General features: G+C 53.3%; 2 protein-coding genes. Both read right to left on the minus strand.

The features are described from left to right. Positions 1 to 414 (minus strand): hypothetical protein (locus PQR02_RS40565; RefSeq protein WP_408243410.1); only part of this gene is annotated, 414 nt, incomplete at its 3' end. Continuing rightward, positions 411 to 871 (minus strand): DUF2345 domain-containing protein (locus tag PQR02_RS40570; protein ID WP_408243411.1); only part of this gene is annotated, 461 nt, incomplete at its 5' end. The genes PQR02_RS40570 and PQR02_RS40565, both read right to left, overlap by 4 nt.

Below are 871 nucleotides of genomic sequence, written 5' to 3' on the forward strand. Positions count from 1 at the left end.
TTCTACGCCCTTAAATTCAATAATATGAGGTTTCTTGTTCAGCCTGTTGACCAACATCTCGTGATCATTGGCGTTGTTTTTGTTTTTTTCTTTGGGATCCGAAGTGCCTGTTGGGCGTGTAGTTGGGGCGGAACTCATTGGCGCGGGTTGCGCCGCGGGTTTCGATTCAAGCTTCGGCGTCAACTGAACGTTATCGTGATGCTGCACTTCAGTCTCTTCGCCGGCTTTTCGAAGCTTTTCGATCAACTCATCGGCGATGGTGACTGTGCAGATGTACCCCGACTCGTATGAAAGCGCATCGCCGGACAGATCATTGTCAGTATCGGGCGCAACGTATGGCCGTGTGAAGGGTAGAAACGGGTCACTGTTTCTTGGCGTCATGTCTTGCTTATCGAATGCTGTTCTTTCGATCATGTGTTTTTCCCGCTAGGTTTTTTAAGTACTTCAACACGCAGAATGTCGGCTTCATCACTGGTAGCCAATTGGGCTTTGCCTTCGTGATCTGTCTTTCCATCCAGGGTTTGACCGCTTTTCAGATGGACACGAACTGGCCGGTCAGGAATCGAATATCCTCGATCGTCCACCACCCAAACAGGGCGATCGAACCGGTGTTCATAAACGGTGGGCAGTGGCGGTAAAGGCAACTCCATTGAGGCTGGTCCTGGCACATCCCAGCTCGCCCCTTTTTCCAGGATCGACCCCGGCGAGCCGTTGGTGATGCCGCTGCCGTTGATCTGGATATACGACCCGCCCGCGCCGATCCAGATTTCCTTCGCTGCGTTGAGAATGATCCTGCCGTCCGTGCTGGTGATGGTGAGGTCTTTCAGCGCGGCCAGCGCCATCCCGTCACTCTGCGCCTGGATTTCGACCA

The organism is Paraburkholderia sediminicola (assembly GCF_046026895.1).
GTDB lineage: Bacteria > Pseudomonadota > Gammaproteobacteria > Burkholderiales > Burkholderiaceae > Paraburkholderia > Paraburkholderia sediminicola_C.